Source organism: Mycobacterium colombiense, from assembly GCF_003284935.1.
GTDB classification, from domain to species: Bacteria; Actinomycetota; Actinomycetes; order Mycobacteriales; family Mycobacteriaceae; genus Mycobacterium; species Mycobacterium arosiense_A.
The window spans coordinates 1-2,955 of record NZ_QMEV01000140.1 but is presented as its reverse complement, the minus strand read 5'-3'; the positions used below and the strand labels follow the sequence as shown (position 1 = coordinate 2,955).

The 2,955-nt window shown below is 69.3% G+C and carries 3 protein-coding genes and 1 pseudogene; all 4 read left to right on the top strand.

Features of this window, described 5'->3' with window-relative positions; translation table 11 throughout:
- A partial coding sequence (locus DQP57_RS26395; protein WP_114149395.1) for an oxygenase MpaB family protein occupies positions 1–402 on the top strand: 402 nt, incomplete at its 5' end.
- A 161-nt stretch (positions 403–563) separates the two neighbouring features.
- On the top strand, positions 564–1,328 hold the full coding sequence (locus DQP57_RS26390) for an SDR family oxidoreductase (RefSeq protein ID WP_112635854.1): 765 nt from the start codon (positions 564–566) through the stop codon (positions 1,326–1,328).
- Between the two features lie 136 nt (positions 1,329–1,464).
- The gene (locus DQP57_RS26385) at positions 1,465–2,559 is read left to right on the top strand and encodes an AMP-binding protein (RefSeq protein ID WP_112635852.1); all 1,095 of its coding nucleotides are present in this window, start codon (positions 1,465–1,467) and stop codon (positions 2,557–2,559) included.
- A gap of 2 nt (positions 2,560–2,561) precedes the next feature.
- Positions 2,562–2,955: pseudogene (locus DQP57_RS26380) on the top strand (aldehyde dehydrogenase); the annotation flags it as partial.

Genomic DNA, 2,955 nt, shown 5'->3' with positions numbered 1-2,955 from the left:
CAACCGCAGACCTTCGACGACTTCCTCGCCTATTGGGACGAGATGCTCGACCGGTTCGTGCCGCACAAGACCGTCCTGTACGGCACCGGCTACATCCGCAAGGGCATCCCGGGCCCCCGGCGGATTCCCAAGCCGGTGTGGAAGGTCCTCTCGGCGCCGCTGAACGCCTACACCCGGCTGGTCGTGGTCGGGACGCTGCCACCGCAGATGCGCGAGGTGTGCCAGCTGCAGTGGGATGCCAAGAAGGAGAAGCGCTTTCAGCGCTTCGCCGCGACCGTCCGAGCGCTCAACCCGCTGTTGAACCGGCTGCCCGTCCGAGCGCTCTACACGAGCTGGGCCGCCGCGGCGTGGGAGCGCGCGGGCGTCGACCCGCGCCGGCTGCACAACCGCCCGGCCGCGTAGCGGGTCCGCGGCAGCTCGTCGTCGCCGCGGCGAAGTCCGTGACACCGCGCCCGTGGATAGGGCATGGTGGTTAGCCGGCTGCGCATTGGGGCATTCCGCTACGTCGGCCCAGTGGGCCGGCCGATCGAGCCGATGGCAGGGCGACCCGAAGGAGAACCGCGATGCAGATGACGGGCAACACCGTTCTTGTCACCGGCGGCGGCAGCGGCATCGGTCGCGGTCTGGCCGAGTCCTTCCACCGGTTGGGCAACCAGGTGATCATCGCCGCCCGGCGCAGCGACCAGTTGCGGGCCGTCGCCGAGGCCAACCCGGGCATCCAGACCCTGTCGCTGGATCAGGGGGACCCCGCCGACATCCGCCGGTTCGCCACCCACCTGACCGACCACTACCCGGACCTCAACGTGCTGGTCAACAACGCCGGCATCCAGCGGGTCGAGGACCTCACCACCGGCAACGTCGGACTGGCCGAGCAGTCGGTGGCCATCAACCTGCTGGGCCCCATCCGGCTGACCTCTACCCTGCTGCCCGCGCTGCTGCGCAAGCCGCACGCCACCATCCTCAACGTCACGTCCGGTCTGGCCTTCATGCCCAGCGCGCTCACCCCGAGCTACTGCGCCTCCAAGGCGGCGCTGCACTCCTACACCGAATCGCTGCGCTTCCAGCTGCGCGACACCTCGGTGCAGGTCATCGAGATCATCCCGCCGCACGTGCAAACCGCGCTGCAGGGCGAACGGGGATTCGACCCCCGGGCGATGCCGCTGGAGGACTACATCACCGAGACGATCACGCTGCTGCAGACGCAGCCGCAGGCCAGGGAGATCGTGGTGGAGCGCGCCAAGATGTTCCGGTTCGCCGAGCGCGACGGCACCTACGACGACATCTACCCCCGCTTCAACGAGACGATCACCGCCATGTTCGGCAGCTAGGCCGGGCGGCTCCCGCTGAACACCGCGTGCACGCAGATGAAACTCCCTGTGAAATAAGCGGATACGGCGATGCGGCGGCGGGCGCGGGCGCCCGTTGTCCTTGGCGTAACGGTCTCGATGCGACAGGATCGGGGACATGGCCACAGTCGATTTCTCGGTGCTCGACGTCCCGCGGGCGGCACCCGTCGCGGACGCGCAGGCCTACTTGCGGGCGGCGATCGCCTGGCACTTCGGCGACGACACCGGTTCGCCGTTCTGGCTGCGGGCCGCCCGCTCGTTCGACTTCAACCCGCTGACCGACGTCCACACCTTTGCCGATCTGCGGCTGTTCCCCAACCTGGTCAACGAATTACGCACTGTCGGCGTGGAAGACCTCATTCCGCGCGGTTACGGGGCGCCGCCCCCGGTACCCCAGATCTTCGAATCCGGTGGCACCACCGGCGCCCCGAAACGCACTGTGCAGCTGCCGGATTGGGTCGCACAGGTCGTCGAATGGCAAACCGAGGACTTCGCCGCGGGCGGGTTCCGGCGGGGCCAGGGCTTTCTGTGCCTGATGCCGAGCGGTCCGCACGGCGTCGGCTACTTCTCCCGGCTGGTGTCGCAGCGCCTCGGCGCCGTCTTCCACGCGATCGACATCGATCCCCGCTGGGTGAAAAAGCTCGCCGCCCGCGGCGCGGCGGCCGAGGTGTCGGCGTACGTGGACCACGTCGTCGAGCAGGCCGTCTTCGTGTTGCGGACGCAGGCGGTGGCCAACCTGCACACCACCCCGCCGCTGCTGGAGGCGATCGCCCGCGACGACCGGGTGGTCGACCTGATCAACGACAAGATCCGCTACCTGCTGCTCAGTGGGGCGCACGTGGACGCCGACACGCTCGACCTGCTGCGCGACATCTTTCCCGCGACGACCATCACCATGGCGTTCGGCAGCACCATGGTGCTCTCGCAGGCGGTCACCCGGGCCGGCGACGACGACTGCTTCGTCTTCGATCCGCGCACCCCGTATGTGGTGTTCTGGGTGGTCGATCCCGACACCGGGGAACGGGTGCCGTACGGGCAGCCGGGTCAGGTGGTGATGCATCACATCAGCAAGGGCATGTTCATCCCCAACAACCTGGAGCGCGACCTGGCGATCAGGATGCCCGGACCGGCGGGCGATCTCAGCGATTCGGTGAGCGCGGTGCGGCCGGTGTCCACCTTCGAGGGCGAGGCCGTCATCGAGGGCGTGTACTGAGCGTGGTCCCTGACAGCGGCCGCGCGGCAACCGGTTTGGTCGCCCTCGACGCGCTCGGTGTGGACGGCGAGTACCGGACCCGCAAACGCGAACTCGTCACCACCACCGCCGGTGTCGCGGTCGCCGAGTTGAGCCTGGTGCCGCCGCTGTATGTTTCGCGCACGCTGGGCGCGCAGCGCAGGGCCGCGCCACTGCCGGCCGCCGGGCGCGCGGACGCGCTGTCCCGGGCCGCCGGCATCTTCGCCGACGGTGTGATCGCGGGGCTGGATTTCGAGGCCTATGTGGCGTTGGCCGCCCGGATCTCGGGCATGCCGATCGCGATCACCCGAGCCGGGGCGCGCGGTGTGGCCGACGCGGTGGGCGGCGCGGTCGATGTCGGTGCGGTACGTCTTGGCA